The sequence below is a fragment of the Euzebya sp. genome (assembly GCF_964222135.1).
Lineage (GTDB): Bacteria > Actinomycetota > Nitriliruptoria > Euzebyales > Euzebyaceae > Euzebya.
The window spans coordinates 40,912-58,459 of record NZ_CAXQBR010000089.1; the positions used below are offsets into that span (position 1 = coordinate 40,912).

Annotated in this window: 21 protein-coding genes and 1 pseudogene; 11 read left to right on the top strand and 11 right to left on the bottom strand. The window is 74.6% G+C overall.

Annotation, left to right across the window (positions count from 1 at the left end):
- Position 1: 1 nt before the first annotated feature.
- The 3 genes and pseudogenes from ACEQ2X_RS19415 to ACEQ2X_RS19425 all read right to left on the bottom strand — a co-directional run bounded on the left by ACEQ2X_RS19415 (position 2) and on the right by ACEQ2X_RS19425 (position 3,506).
- A pseudogene (locus ACEQ2X_RS19415) lies at positions 2 to 394 on the bottom strand (YciI family protein).
- A 111-nt stretch (positions 395 to 505) separates the two neighbouring features.
- On the bottom strand, positions 506 to 1,543 hold the full coding sequence (locus ACEQ2X_RS19420; RefSeq protein WP_370327514.1) for a Gfo/Idh/MocA family protein: 1,038 nt from the start codon (positions 1,541 to 1,543) through the stop codon (positions 506 to 508).
- 43 nt (positions 1,544 to 1,586) lie between these two features.
- Positions 1,587 to 3,506: a cell wall-binding repeat-containing protein gene (locus tag ACEQ2X_RS19425; RefSeq protein ID WP_370327515.1), complete on the bottom strand. Its 1,920-nt coding sequence runs from the start codon at positions 3,504 to 3,506 to the stop codon at positions 1,587 to 1,589.
- Between the two features lie 83 nt (positions 3,507 to 3,589).
- On the opposite strand from ACEQ2X_RS19425, the gene ACEQ2X_RS19430 reads away from it, so the two are divergent.
- Positions 3,590 to 4,135: a helix-turn-helix transcriptional regulator gene (locus ACEQ2X_RS19430; protein WP_370327516.1), complete on the top strand. Its 546-nt coding sequence runs from the start codon at positions 3,590 to 3,592 to the stop codon at positions 4,133 to 4,135.
- The gene (locus ACEQ2X_RS19435) at positions 4,132 to 4,590 is read left to right on the top strand and encodes a VOC family protein (protein ID WP_370327517.1); all 459 of its coding nucleotides are present in this window, start codon (positions 4,132 to 4,134) and stop codon (positions 4,588 to 4,590) included. The genes ACEQ2X_RS19430 and ACEQ2X_RS19435 overlap by 4 nt, the downstream gene beginning before the upstream one ends.
- Before the next feature lie 35 nt (positions 4,591 to 4,625).
- On the opposite strand, the gene ACEQ2X_RS19440 is transcribed toward ACEQ2X_RS19435, so the two are convergent.
- Positions 4,626 to 5,762, bottom strand: coding sequence for an RtcB family protein (locus ACEQ2X_RS19440; protein ID WP_370327518.1), 1,137 nt, complete (start codon positions 5,760 to 5,762; stop codon positions 4,626 to 4,628).
- A gap of 101 nt (positions 5,763 to 5,863) precedes the next feature.
- Between ACEQ2X_RS19440 and ACEQ2X_RS19445 the strand changes: the two genes are divergently transcribed.
- Positions 5,864 to 6,025: a hypothetical protein gene (locus ACEQ2X_RS19445; RefSeq protein ID WP_372530576.1), complete on the top strand. Its 162-nt coding sequence runs from the start codon at positions 5,864 to 5,866 to the stop codon at positions 6,023 to 6,025.
- Positions 6,026 to 6,134: 109 nt separating this feature from the next.
- Positions 6,135 to 6,848, top strand: a complete 714-nt coding sequence (locus tag ACEQ2X_RS19450) for a thermonuclease family protein (RefSeq protein WP_370327519.1) — start codon at positions 6,135 to 6,137, stop codon at positions 6,846 to 6,848.
- Here ACEQ2X_RS19450 and ACEQ2X_RS19455 read toward each other — a convergent pair.
- The 3 genes from ACEQ2X_RS19455 to ACEQ2X_RS19465 form a co-directional block, all read right to left on the bottom strand.
- On the bottom strand, positions 6,836 to 7,408 hold the full coding sequence (locus ACEQ2X_RS19455; RefSeq protein ID WP_370327520.1) for a GNAT family N-acetyltransferase: 573 nt from the start codon (positions 7,406 to 7,408) through the stop codon (positions 6,836 to 6,838). The genes ACEQ2X_RS19450 and ACEQ2X_RS19455 overlap by 13 nt on opposite strands.
- Positions 7,409 to 7,435: 27 nt before the next feature.
- Positions 7,436 to 8,956 (bottom strand): long-chain fatty acid--CoA ligase, encoded by a 1,521-nt coding sequence (locus ACEQ2X_RS19460; protein ID WP_370327521.1) that lies wholly within the window; start codon positions 8,954 to 8,956, stop codon positions 7,436 to 7,438.
- Positions 8,957 to 9,088: 132 nt separating this feature from the next.
- Entirely contained in the window at positions 9,089 to 10,681 is a 1,593-nt protein-coding gene (locus ACEQ2X_RS19465) for a cell wall-binding repeat-containing protein (RefSeq protein ID WP_370327522.1), read from the bottom strand.
- A 214-nt stretch (positions 10,682 to 10,895) separates the two neighbouring features.
- On the opposite strand from ACEQ2X_RS19465, the gene ACEQ2X_RS19470 reads away from it, so the two are divergent.
- Positions 10,896 to 11,504: a helix-turn-helix domain-containing protein gene (locus ACEQ2X_RS19470; protein WP_370327523.1), complete on the top strand. Its 609-nt coding sequence runs from the start codon at positions 10,896 to 10,898 to the stop codon at positions 11,502 to 11,504.
- Here the strand turns inward: ACEQ2X_RS19470 and ACEQ2X_RS19475 are convergent.
- Positions 11,473 to 12,276 (bottom strand): SDR family NAD(P)-dependent oxidoreductase, encoded by an 804-nt coding sequence (locus tag ACEQ2X_RS19475; protein ID WP_370327524.1) that lies wholly within the window; start codon positions 12,274 to 12,276, stop codon positions 11,473 to 11,475. The genes ACEQ2X_RS19470 and ACEQ2X_RS19475 overlap by 32 nt on opposite strands.
- A 151-nt stretch (positions 12,277 to 12,427) precedes the next feature.
- On the opposite strand from ACEQ2X_RS19475, the gene ACEQ2X_RS19480 reads away from it, so the two are divergent.
- The 4 genes from ACEQ2X_RS19480 to ACEQ2X_RS19495 all read left to right on the top strand — a co-directional run bounded on the left by ACEQ2X_RS19480 (position 12,428) and on the right by ACEQ2X_RS19495 (position 15,196).
- Positions 12,428 to 13,387: an RluA family pseudouridine synthase gene (locus ACEQ2X_RS19480; protein WP_370327525.1), complete on the top strand. Its 960-nt coding sequence runs from the start codon at positions 12,428 to 12,430 to the stop codon at positions 13,385 to 13,387.
- An 81-nt stretch (positions 13,388 to 13,468) separates the two neighbouring features.
- On the top strand, positions 13,469 to 14,185 hold the full coding sequence (locus ACEQ2X_RS19485; protein WP_370327526.1) for a hypothetical protein: 717 nt from the start codon (positions 13,469 to 13,471) through the stop codon (positions 14,183 to 14,185).
- Between the two features lie 130 nt (positions 14,186 to 14,315).
- Positions 14,316 to 14,663 carry an arsenate reductase family protein gene (locus ACEQ2X_RS19490; RefSeq protein ID WP_370327527.1) on the top strand — a complete coding sequence of 116 codons (348 nt, stop codon included), beginning with the start codon at positions 14,316 to 14,318 and terminating at the stop codon, positions 14,661 to 14,663.
- Positions 14,664 to 14,695: 32 nt separating this feature from the next.
- Complete coding sequence (locus ACEQ2X_RS19495; protein WP_370327528.1) at positions 14,696 to 15,196, top strand: hypothetical protein; 501 nt, start codon at positions 14,696 to 14,698, stop codon at positions 15,194 to 15,196.
- A 29-nt stretch (positions 15,197 to 15,225) separates the two neighbouring features.
- Here ACEQ2X_RS19495 and ACEQ2X_RS19500 read toward each other — a convergent pair whose 3' ends face one another.
- Genes ACEQ2X_RS19500 through ACEQ2X_RS19510 form a run of 3 tightly spaced genes read right to left on the bottom strand, consistent with a single transcriptional unit; the run spans position 15,226 to position 16,706 of the window.
- Positions 15,226 to 16,089: a Rieske 2Fe-2S domain-containing protein gene (locus tag ACEQ2X_RS19500; RefSeq protein ID WP_370327529.1), complete on the bottom strand. Its 864-nt coding sequence runs from the start codon at positions 16,087 to 16,089 to the stop codon at positions 15,226 to 15,228.
- 30 nt (positions 16,090 to 16,119) lie between these two features.
- Positions 16,120 to 16,275 carry a hypothetical protein gene (locus ACEQ2X_RS19505; RefSeq protein WP_370327530.1) on the bottom strand — a complete coding sequence of 52 codons (156 nt, stop codon included), beginning with the start codon at positions 16,273 to 16,275 and terminating at the stop codon, positions 16,120 to 16,122.
- Positions 16,272 to 16,706, bottom strand: coding sequence for a hypothetical protein (locus tag ACEQ2X_RS19510; protein ID WP_370327531.1), 435 nt, complete (start codon positions 16,704 to 16,706; stop codon positions 16,272 to 16,274). The genes ACEQ2X_RS19505 and ACEQ2X_RS19510 overlap by 4 nt, the downstream gene beginning before the upstream one ends.
- 217 nt (positions 16,707 to 16,923) lie before the next feature.
- Between ACEQ2X_RS19510 and ACEQ2X_RS19515 the strand changes: the two genes are divergently transcribed.
- Both ACEQ2X_RS19515 and ACEQ2X_RS19520 read left to right on the top strand, forming a co-directional pair.
- Positions 16,924 to 17,058: a cell wall-binding repeat-containing protein gene (locus ACEQ2X_RS19515; RefSeq protein ID WP_370327573.1), complete on the top strand. Its 135-nt coding sequence runs from the start codon at positions 16,924 to 16,926 to the stop codon at positions 17,056 to 17,058.
- 116 nt (positions 17,059 to 17,174) lie between these two features.
- Complete coding sequence (locus ACEQ2X_RS19520) at positions 17,175 to 17,486, top strand: cell wall-binding repeat-containing protein (RefSeq protein WP_370327574.1); 312 nt, start codon at positions 17,175 to 17,177, stop codon at positions 17,484 to 17,486.
- The last annotated feature ends 62 nt before the right edge of the window (positions 17,487 to 17,548 follow it).

Below are 17,548 nucleotides of genomic sequence, written 5' to 3' on the forward strand. Positions count from 1 at the left end.
GTCACTGGTCGCCGCCACCGGGCCACATGGCCGGGCGCAGCTCGACGGTCTCGCCGGGGCCGGCGAACGTGGCCGTGATCTCCTCGGCTCGCGCCAGGCTCTACACGTCGATCAGGAAGAACCCGGCGAGGTGCTCCTTCGCCTCGGAGTACGGCCCGTCGGTCACGACGGGATCGCCGTCGGCCCAGCGGAAGAGCCGTGCGGTCGAGGGATCCGCCAGCGCCTCGCCGAGGACCAGCTCGCCGCTCGCCTCCAGCTCGGTGAGCAGCGCCTCGAAGGCGGACTCCATCCGCTCGCGCTGGGCGGCGGGCAGCGCCTGGAACTCGGGCAGGTGGTCACCCGTCGGGTGGCCCCACGGCTGGGGGTTGGAGTGGATCAGGATCACGTACTTCATGGCATCTCCTCGGGGAGGGAGGGCGCGGGTCGCTGGCCTCGTGTGGGGAGACGTCGGATCCGATCGCGCGTCATCGACATGTCGGGCGCACCGCCGGTCAGATCGGGTCGGTCAGATCGCGGTCGGGTCCTCGTCCATCTCCACGTCGAGCGCCGTCAGCGCCGCGTCGAGCACGCCCATGACCGCGACGGTGTCGTCGAGGGGCATGGTCGGGCTCTCGGTCAGGCCCTCGGCGAGGCAGCGGTGGACCTCGGCCAGCTCGTGGGCGTACCCGCCGCCCACGGGATCGGCGGTGATCTCCTCGGTCGAGGTGATCGAGCGGTCCCCGTCGGCGCGGTGCAGGAGGATCCGGGTGGGGTGGTGGAAGCGCGGGGGCACCTCGATCCAGCCGTCGGTGCCGTGGATGGCGGCGACGCCGGGGAGGGGGGAGCGCAGGGAGCAGACGGCCGTCCCGGTCCGCCCGCCCTCGCCGCGCCACAGGACCGTGGCCTCGGCATCCACGCCGTTGTCCGCCAGGGTGCCGGCCACCTCGATGGACGCGGGGGCGCCGCCCAGGACCATCTGGACCCAGCTGACCGGGTAGACGCCGAGGTCGAGCAGCGCCCCGCCGCCCTGGGCGGGATCCCACAGCCGGTCGGTCGCGTCGAAGGGCACGCGCAGGCCGAGGTCGGCGCGGACCGAGCGGACCTCCCCGATCGCACCCCCGGCCAGCAGCTCGCGGACCCGCACGACGACCGGCTGGAAGCGGGTCCACATCGCCTCCATCACGAAGACCCCGGCTGCGCGGGCGGCGTCCACGACCTCGCGGGTGCCGGCCAGGGTGCAGGTGAACGCCTTCTCGACCAGCAGGTGCTTGCGGGCCGCGATCGCCGCCATCGCGATGGCGTGGTGCTGGCGGTGCGGGGTGGCGATGTAGACGGCGTCGACGTCGTCGTCGGCGAGCAGCGCGGCGTAGCTGCCGTACGCCCGCGGCGCGTCGTGGGCGTCCGCGACGGCACGCGCCCGGTCGAGGCTGCGGGAGGCGACGGCGTGCACCACCCCTCCCCCGATCGCCGGGAGGTCGCCCATCACCAGGGCAGCGATGCGGCCGGGGCCGATCACGCCCCAGCGGACGGGGTCGGACGGGGCGCGGTGGGCGGGGGCGGTCACGGCCGGCAGCGTAGTCGCCGGCCGCGACCCGCTCGGCGCGGGATCAGCAGGCCTCGAGCGCCGCGGCCACGTCGGCCGAGACGATCCCGGCGCTGCCGGCCAGGAGCACGTCGACGTCGCCGGCCGGGCAGGCCATCTCGGCGGTCTCCGGCGGGACGGTGTCGCCGACCATGCCGATCGCCGCGCCGGCGTCGGCGGCCAGGCCGGCGGCGGGCAGGCCGAACAGCCAGCCGTCGGGGCGGAACCCGTTGATGACGACCAGGTCGCGGCGGCCGGTCGGGTCGTCCCAGACCAGCTCGGTGGCGATGGCCTGGGCAGTGCCGGCGCGGCTCGCTCCGGCGATCCGCCTGGGGGCGGGCACGGCCTGCTCGACGGTCGCCGACAGCGCGACCTCCCCGCCGAGCAGGACGGTCATCGCCGGGTCGACCTCGGCGAGGAAGGCCGCGACCGCCGGGTGGACCGCCGCGGAGTCGGTGACCACCGTGGCCATCCGCCCGGCGGCCGTCCACGCACCGACGCTCACGCTGTCGGCCCAGCCCGCCGTCGGGTTCTCCGCCGGACCGCCCGCGCGGGCGCTCGCCACGACGGGGCCGCCGCCGTACCCGCCGCCGGACGTGGCGGGACCCAGGCGCATCGCCTCCCGGGCCACCGCGACGGACGTCTCCACTCGGGATGGACCCGCCAGTCGGACGACCTCGAAGGTCGCCGCCAGCTGCGCTTCGATCTCGGCGCTGACCGCGCTGGTGCCGCCCAGGACGTAGACGCGACCGCCGTCTCCGACGGCGCGGGAGAGCTCGGCCGCGGTCATCGCGGGGAGCACGGTCGGTGAGGTGAACAGCAGCGGCCCCTCCCCGGTCAGGGCTGCGCCGACGAGGGAGTCGGGGAACGCGTCGTCCCGGCTGAGCACCGCGTGTGCCGCGGCGCCGTCGGCGAAGCGGGCCCGGGACACGGCGATCGCGTAGGCGATCGGGTCGGCGAAGTCCGCGCGCTCGGTCGTGGCCGGGTCGCCGTCGAACCCGCCGGGGAGCAGGGGGTCCTGTGAGGGGGGCGGACCGGGAGGCGGCCCGCTCGGCTGCACCGACCACGGCCCGAGCACCTCGACGGTCCGGTCGGTGAGCGGGCGGAGGTCGGACCCGTCGATCGCGACCGTGAAGGCCTGCTCGGACGTGAAGTCCTCGAGGAAGGCGATCCGCTGCCCGTCGGGCGACCAGCGCGGCTGGGACTCCTCCTCCTGCGGGAACGGATCGAGCAGGGTCGTGTCCCCGGAGGCGATGTCGCGGATGCACAGGGCCTCGACGTCCTCCTTCCGTTCGTCCAGGAAGGCGCAGGTGGCCACCAGGCGGGTCCCGTCGGGCGAGATCGACACCTCGTCGCCGGCCGGGACCAGGCGCGTGGTCGCCCCCGTCGAGCGGTCGACCTCGTACAGGGCCTCGTAGAAGTCGTCCTCCGCGTCCGCGGCCACGACCAGCAGCCGGTCCTGGGCGGTCCAGAACAGGTCGTCTGGGGAGCGGTCCAGCTCCACGGTCTGCAGCGGACGCCCGTCGACGCCCCCGAGTACCAGGTCGCCGAATCGCAGGAACGCGAACGACTGGCCGTCAGGCCCCCACTGGATCGACTCGGGGGTGTCGCCGTCCTCCGGCAGCTGCGCGACGACCTGCGGCTCGCCGCTGCCGTCGGCGGGGAGGAGGTGCACGGCGTCGGGGACCGGGACCAGCAGCTGGCTGCCGTCGGGCGAGGCGTCGACGTCCGCCATCTCGAAGGGGCCGATGAACGTCTCGAGCGTCGTGACCGTGCCGTCGGGCGCGATCGAGACCGGCTCGCCGTCGATCGTGAACGCGTAGATCAGGCCGTTCTCCCCGGGGTCCGTGGCGCCCGCCGGTGCTGCGACCAGCACCCCGACGAGGAGCGCCGCCACCGCTGCCGTCCCGATCCACCGCCCGCGCACGCTGCTGACCATCGCCATCGCCGCCTCCCACTCGCCGTCCGGCCGTGGTGTGCACGGTAGACCGGGGACGCCACCGGCCGACCGGCGTCGTTGGCCGTTCGTTGGTCTCCTGGCCCGACGGCCCCGCTCTGGCATCCTGTGCGGCGAGGGCGCCCGTCCCACCCGCCCGCCACCTGCTGCGCGCCAGGGACCTGGCGGACGCCCGCTACGCCGAGCGGATCGGCGTCGACGACATGGCCGTCGCGGCGGGGCTGAGCCGGGCCCACTTCAGCCGCGAGTTCGCGAACGCCTTCGGCGAGACCCCGCGGCAGTACCTGCTGACCCGCCGCCTCGAGCGGGCGGCCGCGCTGCTCCGCGGCACCGACCGGACCGTCGCCGACATCTGCTACATGGTCGGCCTCGAGAGCGTCGGCTCGTTCACCACCAGCTTCCGCCGGATGTTCGGCCAGACCCCGACGGCGTACCGGGCGGCGCACGCGCCGGCGAGCGCGCTGGCCCGCGTGCCAGCCTGCGTGGTGCGGGCGTACCACCGCCCGCAGAACCGCACGTTTCGAGAAGACGCCGCCGACCTCGCGTCCGTACCGTCCTCGTCATCGCCACCGGCTGACGACGGCCGGGCAGACCAGCAGAGGGAGACCCCGACATGATCAAGATCGCCACCGCCCAGCTGTGGGTCCACGACCAGGACGAGGCGCTGGACTTCTACGTGGACAAGATCGGCATGGAGGTCCGCGAGGACGTCACGGTCCCCGAGATGGGGAACTTCCGCTGGCTGACCGTGGCCCCTCCGGGTCAGGAGGACGTCACCATCGTGCTGATGGCCGTCCCCGGCCCGCCGATGCTCGACGAGCAGAGCCGCCAGCAGGTCCTCGACCTGGTGGCGAAGGGCTTCGCCGGCACGGTGTTCCTGACGACCGACGACTGCCAGAAGGCCTACGAGGAGCTGTCCGCCAAGGGCGTCGAGTTCACCGAGACCCCCGAGCAGCGCCCCTACGGGATCGACGCCGGCTTCCGCGACCCCTCCGGCAACTCCGTCCGCCTGACCCAGGTGATGGAGATGTCGCCGGCGTTGGCGTCGCACTGGCGCGCGGCCCAGATCTGAGGGTTGGGTGCGCATACGGACCTGACGCTCAGATCTCAGGCCCAGGTGACCGGATGCCGGGCCCAGATCTGAGGGTTGGGTGCGCAGACGGACCTGAGGCTCAGATCTGGGGTCTGGATCGGCGGCTGCCCCGCTCGACGCCAGGTCCGCCCCTCCATGGCCTTCTCGAGGTCCGCGCCGGTGAACTGCCGGCGCGCGGCCCCGCGGGACATCCGCCGTCCGGCGCCGTGGGCGGCGGAGTGGTAGCTGGCCGGGTTCCCGAGCCCGCGGACCACGAACGAGCCGGTCCCCATCGAGCCGGGGATGACGCCGAGCTCGCCCTCCCGCGCGCTGATCGCACCCTTGCGGGTGATCCACAGCTCGCGGCCGTCGTGGGTCTCGCGCCGCGCGTAGTTGTGGTGGTTGTTGATGGTCCGGACCTCTGCGACGGGTCGGCCCACGCGCTCGGCGAGGACGGTCCGGGCCACCTCGACCATCCGCCGCCGGTTGGCGAAGGCGTACGCCTGCGCCCAGGTCAGGTCGCGGATGTAGGCGTCGAACGCCGGGGTGCCCTGGACCAGGAACGCCAGGTCGGGGTCGGGGAGACCGGTCAGCGCGTCGCGCATCAGCCGCTTCGCGCCCTCGATGTGGCCCAGTGCCAGGCTGTTCCCGGTCCCCCGGGACCCGGAGTGGAGCATCAGCCACACCACCTCTCGCTCGTCGGTGCACAGCTCGAGGAAGTGGTTGCCCGACCCGAGCGTCCCGAACTGGGTTGGGGCCTTCGCGCGCAGGCGGGCGTCGTCGCGCACCGACGGGGGCGGGGGGTGGGCGGCGGCGAAGGCCTGCCAGTCCGGGTCCTCCTCGGCGTGTGCGTACCCGAGCCCGGCGGGGATCCGCTGCGCCCACCCGTCGAGGACCGGGGCCAGGTCGTCGGGGAGGTCGGCGGCGGTCAGGTCGGTCTCGGTCGCGACCACGCCGCAGCCGATGTCGACCCCGACCGCGGAGGGGATGATCGCCTCCCGCGTCGGGATCACCGACCCGATCGTGCAGCCCATGCCCCAGTGGGCGTCGGGCATCAGCGCGACGTGCCCGTCGATCGCGGCGACGGTCGCGGTCGCGAGCGCCTGGGCCCGCGCCGTCTCGTCCAGCATCGACGCCCAGCTGAGCACCCCGTCGCCCAGCCGCTGTGGCATCCGGTCCTCACTCATGCCCCTCCCTACCCCGCTGGTGCGGCGACGACCAATTGTCCGTACAATCTGTCCCGGACGCCACGATCGGGAGAGACGCCATGTGCATGCCAGCACGCTGTGAGACCTGTCAGAAGACGACGTGGTCGGGGTGCGGCCAGCACGTCGACCAGGTGATGCGCGCCGTGCCCGCCGGCGAGCGCTGCACCTGCACCGCCGCGGACCGCTCCCCGCGGAGCGGCTGGTTCCAGCGCCTCCTCGGCCGCTGAGCCGGCAGAGCGGGGGAACGGGGTCGTGTCACAGGGTGGGGCTACCGTCGTGGCCTGTTGACCGTCACCCAGCCGGTCCGCCGGTCCCACCCCGACTACTGACCCACCAGTGCCGCGCCCTGCCCCCACCCGACTCCTCATCCCGCTGATCGCGGTGATCGCGCTGGCCGCCTGCACCGCGACGGGTGAGGGTGCGCTCGAAGTCGCCGAGGCGAGGGACGGTGACTCCTTCGTCGCGACCGACGGGGTGGAGTACCGCGTCGGCCTCGTCAACACGCCCGAGCTGTCGGAGTGCGGCGGCCACGAGGCGGCGGACCGGACCGCCGCGCTGCTCGCGGACGGGTTCTCCGTCGATGCGTACGCCACCGACGACCACGGCAGGTCCGTGGCGCGGATCACCACCCCCGACGGCGACCTCGGCGTGATCCTGGCGGCCGAGGGGCTGGCCGACGACCGCTACCTCGACGCCCACCGCCACGAGCACCCGGGCTACGCGGCCGAGATCGACGACGCGCTCGCCCGCGCCCGCGAGGCCCGGACCGGCCTGTGGCGGACCTGTTGGGACGACACCGGCCCGCGGCCGACCCCCGACCCCGCCGACCGCAGGAGCATCCCTGATGGGTCCGCCTGCCACCCCGCGTACGTCCAGTGCCTGCCAGTCGGGCCCGACCTCGACTGCGCCGACGTCGGCCACGCCGTCGACCTGACCGGACCCGACGACCCGTACCGGCTGGACGGGGCGACGACGGCGCGGTCCGACGGGGTCGGCTGTGACACCTACCCGCCGTGGTCCGCGGACGAGACCTACCCCTACGCCCGCTGACCGGACGGGGTCAGCTCCACCCGCCAGTCGTGGGCGTCCATCGCGACGCCGTGGACGCGGAGGGCGGCGTGGCGGGTGCCGACCAGGGTGAAGCCGCACCGCTCGAGCACCTTCGCCGAGGCGACGTTCGCGTGGCTCGTGACCGCCTCGACCCGGGTGATCCCCCAGCGGGGCGCGGCCGCGAGCAGGTCGGTCACCGCCGCCGTCGCCACGCCGGCGCCCGCGACCGCCTCGGCGACCCGGTAGCCGAGCGATGCCCGGCCGCTATCGACCTCGACCAGGTTGGCGCGACCTGCCACCCCACCGGCGGGGTCGAGCACGACGTGCATCCGGTCGGTCCCCTCGGCCCACCACCCGGCCATGCGGACCAGCGACTCGGCCACGGCGGCCGGGGTGTAGTACGCCTCACCCCGGTCCGGGATCCACCGGGCGAAGAACGCGCGGTTCGCCACCTCGAACGCGTGCAGCGCGGCGGCGTCGACCTCGTGGGCCGGCACGAGCCGGAGGCCCAGGCGGTCCAGGGCACCCGGACCGCCCGGTCGCGCCGACGGGACATCCACCGGCGGCAGTCTCGCCGCCGGGGTCGCTCACCGCAGCTCGTGCTTGAGCACCTTGCCCGTGGGGCCGTGCGGCAGCTCGGCGCGGAACTCGATGATCCGGGGGTACTTGTACGCGGCCATCCGCTCGACGAGGAACTCGCGGAGCTCGTCGCGGTGCAGGGCCATGTCCGGCTTGGTGACCACGAAGGCCTTCACCTCCTCACCCAGCCGCTCGTCGGGCACGCCGATGACGGCGGCCTCCGCGACCGCGGGATGGGTGTAGATGACCTCCTCGACCTCGCGGGGGTAGACGTTGTAGCCGCCGCGGATGATCAGGTCCTTCTTGCGGTCCACGATGAACAGGTAGCCGTCGTCGTCGACGTAGCCGAGGTCGCCGGTGCGCATCCACCCGCGGGTGAACGCCGCCGCCGTCGCTCCCGGGTCGTCGTAGTAGCCCTTCATGGTGTTGACGCCGCGGACCACGATCTCGCCGACGTGGTCGGCACCGCGGGGGAGCACCCGGTCCCCCTCACCCCAGACGGCGACCTCCACGCCCCAGATCGGCTTGCCGACGCTGTAGATCCGCCGGTCGGTCGCCGAGACGTTGAAGGTGATCGTCGAGGCGGTCTCGGTCATCCCGTACCCCTCCAGGATGACGATGCCGAACCGTTCCTCGAACGCGTCCAGCACCTCCGCCGGCAGCGACGCACCACCGGCGACGCCGACCCGCAGCGTGGCGACGTCCTCCGGCGCGACCTCCTCGGCCAGCAGCGCGAGGTACATCGTCGGCACGCCCTCGAAGATCGTGACGCCGTGCCGGCGGATCGCCTCGATCGCCGCGGCGGCGTCGAAGCGGGGCATCAGCACCATCGTGGCGGCGAACCGCACGCACACGTCGAGCTGGCTCGACAGCCCGAACACGTGGAACAGCGGGAGGGCGACCAGCACCACGTCGTCGTCGCGGACCCCGAACACCCGACCGGGCGTGTCGGCGTTCATCAGCAGCTGGAAGTGGGTCAGCTCCGCGCCCTTCGGCGTGCCCGTGGTGCCGGAGGTGTAGACGATCACCGCGGTGTCGTCGGGGCTGGTCTGCTCGAACGGCGCGGGGGCGTTCGGGTCGCCGGCGCCGAGGAGGGTCTCGAACCGCAGCCCGACCTCCGCCTCGGGGGTGCCCGGGGTGTTGACGACGTAGAGGTGCTCGACCCCGACGGCCTTCACCGCCCGGTCGGCCTCCTCGGCGGTCCCGGCCCAGCTGATCAGCGCCTTCGCGTGGGAGTTGCCGAGCTGGAAGGCGATCTCGGGCGCCTTGAGCAGCACGTTCATCGGCACGACGACGCACCCGGCCTTCAGCAGCGCGAAGTAGCCGATGACGAACTGCGGCAGGTTCGGCAGCTGCAACCCGATCGCGTCCCCCGGCTTGAAGCCGCTGGCGCGGAGGCCGGCGGCCATCTGGTCGCTCAGCGCATCGATCTGGGCGTACGTCAGCTGCACGTCGCCGACGATCACCGCTGCCTTGTCCGGGTGCGATCTGGCGGATTCGCGCAGCATGGTCGCGATGTTCAGGCTCATGGTCCGTCCCTCCAGGCGGCCGCCGCGGCGACGGCCGGTGGAGGGACGGTAGGACCGCGCCTGACCGCGGACCCGGGTCGAAGGGCCCGGGGGGACGCGCCGGAGGTCCCGGTGCCGCGCGGCGCGCGCGGATCAGGTCAGGTGCACCCGCAGCTCGCTCGCGGCGTGGTCGCTGATCGCGGCCGGGCCGCCGACGAGCATGCCGGAGGTCAGCTGCCCGGCGTGCCGGCGGATCCAGCGGATCGCGTTGCCGTCACCGGGTGCGCCGGTGCCGTCGATCAGCACCAGCGGGTCGCCCGAGCGGACGGCGACGGGACCGGCGGTCACCGCGTCCGGCCAGTCCAAGCCCGTCGCGGCCCAGATCCAGCCGTCGAGGGCGACCATGCCCCGGTCGACCATGAAGTCCACGACCGCGGTGGCGGTGGCGTACCGGTCGGGGCCCTGCAGCCGGTCGACGTGGCCGACGTGGCGGGCGACCGCGGCCTCCACGGCCTCGTCCAGGGCGGCGAGGCCCCCGACCAGCACCGCCCGGTCGGCACCGGCGAGGGCTTCGTCGACGGCGCCGGGCACCTGCCCCGGGGCGACCGGCAGCAGGGCCCCCGAGGCGCCGGCGGCGAGCGCCGATCCGGTCAGCGCGTCCGGCCACGACCGCGCGGGGTCCGGGTGGGTGCCGAGCGCGATCACGGCGACGTCGGTGTCGGTGTCGGCCCAGATCCGCTGGGCCAGGGTCACGGCCACGCGGGGGAGGTCGTCGCTGACCACCAGGTCGACGGACAACCCGGCTCCCTCGAGCGCGGCGATCACCGGCGGCTGGGCCGGACCGACCAGGGTGACCTCGGTCGCGCCGAGCCGGGCGATCTCGGCCAGCACGCGGGGGTCGAGCGCATCGGGGAACGTCAGCAGCGACGGGACGTCGAGGTGGGCGGCGTAGCTCGAGGCGACGAGCGGCCAACCGGGCTGGTGCGCGGTCGACAGCACCACCCGGGGGGCGGCGCCCCAGCTGGCGGTCGACAGCTGGATCGCGGTCGCGAGCCGGTCGGAACCGGCCTGGCGGGCGACGCCGTCGAGGGGGACGCCCGGGTCGGTGGAGACGTCGCCGCGCGTGCGGGCGGCCACGAGGGAGGGGTAGGGGTTGATCCGCGTGTCGCCGTACGGGTCGACGACGCGGTCGTCGAAGATGTCCAGGTGCAGGTGCGGACCTGTGCCCTCGGCGTTGCCCGAGTCGCCCATGTAGGCGATGAACTGGCCGCGGCGCACCTCCACCCCTCGCCGGATGCCGGGTGCGAAGGCCCAGCGGGGACCGCCGCGACCGTCGTCGGTACCCGGCGTGTCGTTGTTGATGTGCAGGTAGCGGTACTCCCGCCCGTCGACGCCGCACACGGTGACGGCGTAGCCGTAGCCGGGCTCGACGCCGTCCTCGCCGGCGACGTGGCAGATCCGCCCCTCCACCGCCGCGTACAGCGGGGTCAGCTTCGGACCCATCAGGTCGGTCGCCTTGTGGCGCCGGCTGCAGCCGGAGCGGCAGGCGTCGTAGCTGTCCCCGAACGACACGTCCGGCCGGGTCGGGAACGTCATGTCGACGACCTGCTGGTAGTCCGTGGACGGCGCGGGCGCGTCCTGGGCGGACGCGGCCGGCACCAGCCCGACGACCAGGGACGCCGCGGTCAGCGCGACGACCAGCGCGGCCCGCAGGGCGCGGGAGGGGAGGGGGAGGGGGACGGACATGCAGACCTCAGGGGATCGGGCCCCCGGCTGACTGCGTAGGGGGCTCAGCCCACCTCCATCGGCGACCTGCCGCTGGCCTTGAGGGTTGGACCGCTCGCCCGGCACCTGCACGGGGGGCACCGGGCGAGCGGTGGCCTGTCAGACCCTGATGGACCCGCCGGCTCGCCCGCAGGAACCGGACAGCGATGTCCGGTTCGGAGTGTACAACTGGCAGATGCCCACACCCGACGGCGCACCCCCGCGCGCACCCAACCGAGGGCCGGCCGCGGCTGCGGACAACCGTCGGGCGCTGCTCGACGCCGCGCGGCGGCTCTTCGCCGAGCAGGGCCTCGACGTCCCGTACCGGGCCATCGCCCTCGAGGCGGGGGTGGGGCAGGGCAGCCTGTACCGCCACTTCCCGACGCGCCTCGACCTCGCGCTCGCGATCTTCCAGGAGAACTTCACCGAGCTCGAGGCGGCCGCGGCGTCGCCCGGCCCCTCCGCCTTCGCGGACGTGTGGCGCCTCGTGATCGAGCAGACGCTCGCGTCGGCGGCCTTCGTCGAGGTGGCGGTCCAGGCACGCCGCGAGCTCGACGACGACACGATGGCCGGTCGGCTCGCCGACGTCCTGGCCGGACCGCTGGACCGCGCGCAGGCCGCGGGGCTGGTCGACGCGCGGTGGGACGTCGACCAGCTCGTGCTGGTGCACCGCATGGCCTACGGGGTCCTGGTCACCGAGGTCGATCCGGAGCGGGCGCGGGCGGCGGTGCTCCGGGCGCTGGCCCTGGTCGATCCGGCGCTCGCGGATCCGCTCACCCGAGGAGCGACTTCATCTTCCGGGTGATCAGGTGCGTCGCGCGGCGCGGGGCGATGCGGGTCGCGAGGCCCATCAGGCGGGAGTCCCGTCCGACGTGGATGTGCAGATCGCCGGCTTCGATCCCGTCGACGACGATCCGGGCGGCGTTCTCGGCCGACGTCATGGGGAACCGCGAGCGCTCCGCCGACTGCGCGCCGCCGGGGGTGGCGACGCCGGAGTTCGCGGTGATCTCGGTGGCGACCGCGCCGGGCATCACGACCGACACGCCGACGTGGGTGTCGAGCAGCTCCGCGTAGAGCCCCTCGGTCATCAGCTTCACGGCGGCCTTCGAGGCCCCGTAGATCGTCTGGCCCGGGACGGGCAGGAACCCGCCCATGCTCGAGAAGGTCGCGATGTGCGCCGCGGGGCGGACCAGTAGGTGGGGCAGGAACGCCTTCAGCACGTGGATCGTGCCCCACAGGTTGATGTCGATGACCCGCTGGATGGCGTCGTGGTCGAGCTCGGCCAGCCTGACGAACGGCTGGATCACCCCGGCGACCACGATGACGCCGTCGACCTGCCCGAGCGCGTCGATCACCTGGCCCGGGAGTGCCTCGACCACCGCCCGGTCGGTGATGTCGACGGTCATCGTCATCAGCCGGTCGCCGGCGGCTGCGATGTCGGCGGTCTCGGCCAGGCTGTCCGCCCGGATGTCGGCCGCGGCGACCCGCGCCCCGCGTCGGAGCAGCTCCAGCACGACCTGTCGACCGATCCCGTTCCCGCCGCCGATGACGGCGATGACCGTGCCCGCGACCTGCATGACGACCTCCCATCAGAACCGGACTGTGTTGTCCGGTTTGGTGCTGATCGTATCGAGCCGCACGGGGTGCGGGAGGGACGGACGACCCGTCGCCCGCGGGCCACACGTCCCGGCACCGCCCCGGCACCCGCGTCCCGGCACCATGGGGCGCGTGGACGAGCCGCGCGCGCCAGCAGCCGAGGAGGGGGAGGGCTGGGCGGTCCCCGGCGCCGCTGCCGGTGAGCGGGTGGTCGACGTGTGCCGCGACCACCTCGGCGGCGTCGCACGTCGTGCGATCGGACCGTTGATCGCCGCCGGGGACGTGACCGTCGACGGACGCCCGAGCCGGATCGCCGATCCCGTCGCCGCCGGCCAGGTCCTCCGGGTGACCCCGGGGACGATGGCGCGGTTGGCCGGCGACGGGCTGGTCACCCCGCCGTCGGAGCGGGCGCTCACGGTGGTCCACGCCGACGACGACCTGCTGGTGGTCGACAAGCCCGCCGGCCTGCACGTCCACCCGATGGGCGCCCACCGCGGCGACACCCTCCTCGGCCGGGTGCTGTGGCACGTCGGCGCCCGCCCCGACCAGCCGTGGACGACCTGCCGGCCGTCGCTCGCCCACCGGCTGGACCGCCCGACCAGCGGGCTGGTGGCGGGCGCCCTCGACGTCGGGATCCGCGACCGGCTCCAGACCCTCCTCGAGCAGCGCCGCGTCGTGCGCACCTACCGGGCGGTCGTGCACGGGCTGGTGGCCGAGGACGAGGGCGTCGTCGACGTCCCCCTCGGTCGCGATCCCGACGACCGCCGACGGCGGGCCGTCGTCGAGGTCGGCCACGGCGGGCAGGCCGCCCGGTCGCGCTGGCGGGTCCTCGACCGCGACCCGGCGGCGGGGACGACCGCGCTCGAGCTGCACCTCGACACCGGCCGCACCCACCAGCTGCGCGTCCACCTGGCCCCCCTCGGCCACCCCCTCGTCGGTGACGTGGCCTACGGGGCACCCGCGACCGGCCCGCCGGCGGACCCGCGCGTCGGCTCGGCGATCAGCCTGCGAGCCGTCGCCCTGCGGCTGCCGCACCCCCGGACCGGCGCGGTGCTCGAGGTCATCGCGCCGCGGGCGGCCCCCACGTCCTGACGGCCACCACGTCAGTGGTCATGGACTGGACCGTGCGCGGCCTGACCTCGAGTGGACGGCCTGCCGGCCGATGGAAGAACCATGCGGAGGGGACGACAGCCCGGCGACCGGCCGACGTCGTGGAGCCTGCCGGCCCACCGACCCGCCCGTGACCGGTCTCGGTGGCGCCGGCTCCACCACCACCTCCGCACCACCGAGATCCGCACGCGGTCAGGGGCGGTCGTCGCGGCGTTGGCCGTCCTGGCCGCCGTCGCCGGCCCCGGCGTCGTCGTCAGCACCCGTGCCGCCGCGCTACCGACCACCCTCGCGCTGGTGGTCGCGGTCCCCGAGGGCACCACCGCCGGCCCCGACCTGGTCGCTGCCGTCGAGCACGAGGCCCAGCTGGCCGCTGCGTGGCTCGAGGCGCAGACCGGCGGGACCCTCCGCGGCGACCTCCGCTCGGCCCGCGTGGTGGAGGTCCCCCTCGACGACGCCCCCCTCCCCGGCCACGAGGACGACGCCGCGGCGGCCGTCGAGGACGCCGTCGGCCTCCGCCGGATCGACCCCGACCTCCTGCCGGTCGTCGTGACCCCCCTCGCGCTCGCGGACGCACCGGACACCTGCGGCCTGGGCGGCCCGGTCGGTGTGGTGGTGTTCCTCGGCAACTGCGACGCGAGGCGCGGATGCCCGCCGGCACGTTCGGCGACGGGGTCAACCGGACGATCGCGCACGAGCTCGTGCACGCGCTCGGCGGCGTGGCCGACTGCGCGCCGAACGCCGGGGAGGAGGGGCACGTCACCGACGACCCGCGCGACCTGATGGTGGCCCGATCGGTCGCCGGCTCGGGTCCGCCGGTGCTGGACGTGGCCGGCGACGACTACCTCGGTCGCGGCCAGAGCGCCTGCGCCGACATCATGGCCAGCTCGCTGTGGCGGTAGGGTCGGCCGGGATGGAGCTGTGGCACAACCCCCGGTGCACCAAGAGCCGCCAGGCGAAGGCCCGCCTCGACGACGCCGGCGTCGAGTACGTCGAGCGGCGCTACCTCGACGACCCGCCGACGGTGGCCGAGCTGGCCAGCGTCGTCGCCGCGCTGGGGATCGAGCCGCGGCTGCTCATCCGAACAGCTGACGCGCGGGCGCTCGAGCTGGACCTCGACGCCGCCGGGGACGACCCGCAGGCGCTCCTCGAGCTGATGGCGGCCAACCCGCGGATCATCCAACGGCCCGTCCTGATCGCCGACGACGGCCGCGCGGTGCTCGGCCGTCCGCCCGAGAGCGTCGACTCGCTGATCGGCTGACAGGCCCTCGTCGGGCTCGCTAGCGTGAGCTGGTGCGCACCCCGACGACGTCCCGACCCCGGCTCCTCGTCCTGGTGGCGGTGCTGACCCTCGCCTGGGGGTGCGGGACGGCCGACGACCCGACGCGAGACGCCGGTGCGACGTCCGAGCCCACCACCCTCGGCGATCCCCAGGGCGTCGAGGTCGACCGGATCTCCGTCCTGCCCGAGGAGGTCGACGCGATCCCGGCCGTCGCCGTCGACGCCGCGGGTCTGGAGGCGCTGATCGCCGCCACCACCCCCCACGGCGCGGACGCCGACGCCCTCGGGGCCGTCGACCTGGATGGCCAGCTGGTCGCCGCCCTCCACGTCGGCGAGTGCCCGACCGGCGAGGCCCGGCTGGTGCTCGACGGCACCACCCTCACCCTCGAGGGTCGCGGGTCCGACGGCGTCTGCGAGGCCATCGACGAGGAGATCCAGCTCTGGGCCGTCGACTGGGACAGCCTGCCCGACGAGGTCGTGATCCGCGGCACGACGGCCACCCGACCCGGCTGACCCGACCCGCGCTGACCCGATCCGCGGGGTCAGCGCGAGGTCGCCGCGCGGATCTCGATCAGCCCCTGCACCTCACGGACCTCGAAGACCGGCTGGGGCGAGGCCGCCGGCCCGCGGACGACGGTCCCGTCCGGCTCGTACCGGCTGCCGTGCCACTCACACGTCACGCAGCCGTCGGCCTGCACCGCCCCCTCGCCCATCGGCAGCCCGGCGTGGGTGCACCGGTTGGCCATCGCCATCACCCGCCCGTCGCGGCGGTGCAGCAGCACCTCGCGGCCCGCGACGGTGACGACCGACGTCGCCCCGTCCTCGAGCTCGCCCGCCGGCATCGCGGTCGTCCACTCGTCGGGTCCCTCGTCGAAGGCGGTGTGGTCGACGCCGATCCCGTTCACGTAGCTGAGGTGCCCACCCAGGTAGCCGCCGACGCCGACGCCCGCCATGGCCGCCAACGACCACATCGCCCCCCGGATGTGCTTGCCCTGCCGCCGGGCCCGGAACGAGCGGGTCTGCATCGCCAACCCGACCACGTTGACGGCGCCGTGCACCAGCGCAAGGCGTCGAGGACCGCCGTACAGGTCGGCGTAGTCGCTCAGCCCGGCCGCGGCGGTGACCGGGCTGGCGAGGATCCCCACCCCGACCAGCGTCGTCGCCGCCCCCCGCGCCTTCTTGCCCGCCATCACGTCGAGGATCGACGCCGACATCCAGGCCCCGATCACCACGTCGGTGAGCATCGGGTGCAGCCGGTGACCCAACCAGGTCCCCGACAGCGCGTTCTTCACCGGATCGGACTCCGTCAGCTTGGTGGCGAGGTCGGCGACGGCGGCCGCAGCGGGCTCCAGCTGCTCCGACGTCGTGATCTGCTCGGTCAGCTCGTGGGGGAGTGGGTGCGCCATGCCGCGATCATCGCCCGTTCCGGCGTCGGGTCAACCGCTGGTCCGCGCAGCGACCGCCTGCTCCCGCCCCCTCGACCCGGTCGGGATCGCGAAGAGCCAGGCGAACACGGCCATCAGCGCGGCGTACACGAGGTAGGCGATCACGCTTCGCACCAGCCCCAGCTCGGCCGCTTGGGCGGCGGTCACCGCCACGAGCAGGCCGACCCCGCCGACCGCTCCGAGCGCCGACGCGATCCGCACCCACCGTGCCAGGTCCGACGGCCCCACGCGAGCCCGCCAAGCACCCAGACGGGGACTGTGATCGCGCCCGGTCCCGCCGCGATGAGCAGGAACGCGGCCGCGCCGACGATCCGCACGACGCCGCGCACGCCTCGCCGCCGGGCGCGTCGGCGGACGGCGTCGACGATCGACACCACCAGCGCGACCACGGTGACCAGGCCCACGATCGCGAGCGTCCCCGCCCAGGAGAACGACGGCTCGGTCGACACCAGGCGCATGAAGCCGCGGAAGGCCGCGCCCAGCGCGACCCCGCCGCTCAGCCCGCGGGCCACGATGCCGACCACGCCGGGACCGGAACCGCCGGAGGGGGAGAGGTGGGCGTCGCCGTCGACCGCCACGGGGGCGGTGGGACGAGCGGGGGGGCGGGAGCGGAAGCGGGGGTGGCGGGCAACGGGTCCTCCAGGGCGATGTCGGTGATGTGCCAGCGCTGTCGCGCACCGTCGTCGCCGCGGTTCCCGGAGCACGCGGAATGGACGTGTCGGCTACATTTCTCCGGTCCGGGGAACCGGGGAGCACCTCCCGTGCGACAGCGCGGGCATGCGGACAGGAACGCTCGTGCGGGACGACCAGGAGCTGGTCGCGAGGGTGGCGGAGGGGGCCCGCGGCGACGCGTTCGCCGACGCGATCACCGGCGGCGCCTACGCCGCGGAGGCCGGCGTGCCGATCCTGCTCACCCCCCGTCCGAGCTGAACGAGACGACCCGACGGTTCATCGTCGACCACGGCATCGGCGAGGTCATCGTCCTCGGCGGCACCGCCGCGGTCGACCCGCCGACCGTCGACGCGATCCCCACCCTCACCCGCCGGATCGCCGGTGGCGAGCGCACCGGCACCGCCGCAGCCGTCGCGACCGAGCTGTGGGCCGCCGAGGGCCTGGCCGGCGGCGGTGTCGTGCTGGTCGACGTCCGCGCCGACGACGGCTGGCAGACCGCCCTGTCCGCGGCGGTGGTGTCGGCTCTGGCCAACGCGCCGCAGCTCGGGGTCGAGCCCCCTCCCGCCGGCGCCTCGTCGGCGACGCTGCAGACCGCGGCGCAGCTGGGCGCGCCGGTCATGGGCTTCGGCTCGACCGCCCAGGTGAGCGACGACCAGATCGCGGAGGTGACGACCGCAGCGGGCTGACCCGGGGGGGGCCGGACCGACCACCCCCCGGGCACGGCTGCCTCCCGGGCCGCTGCTGCGCC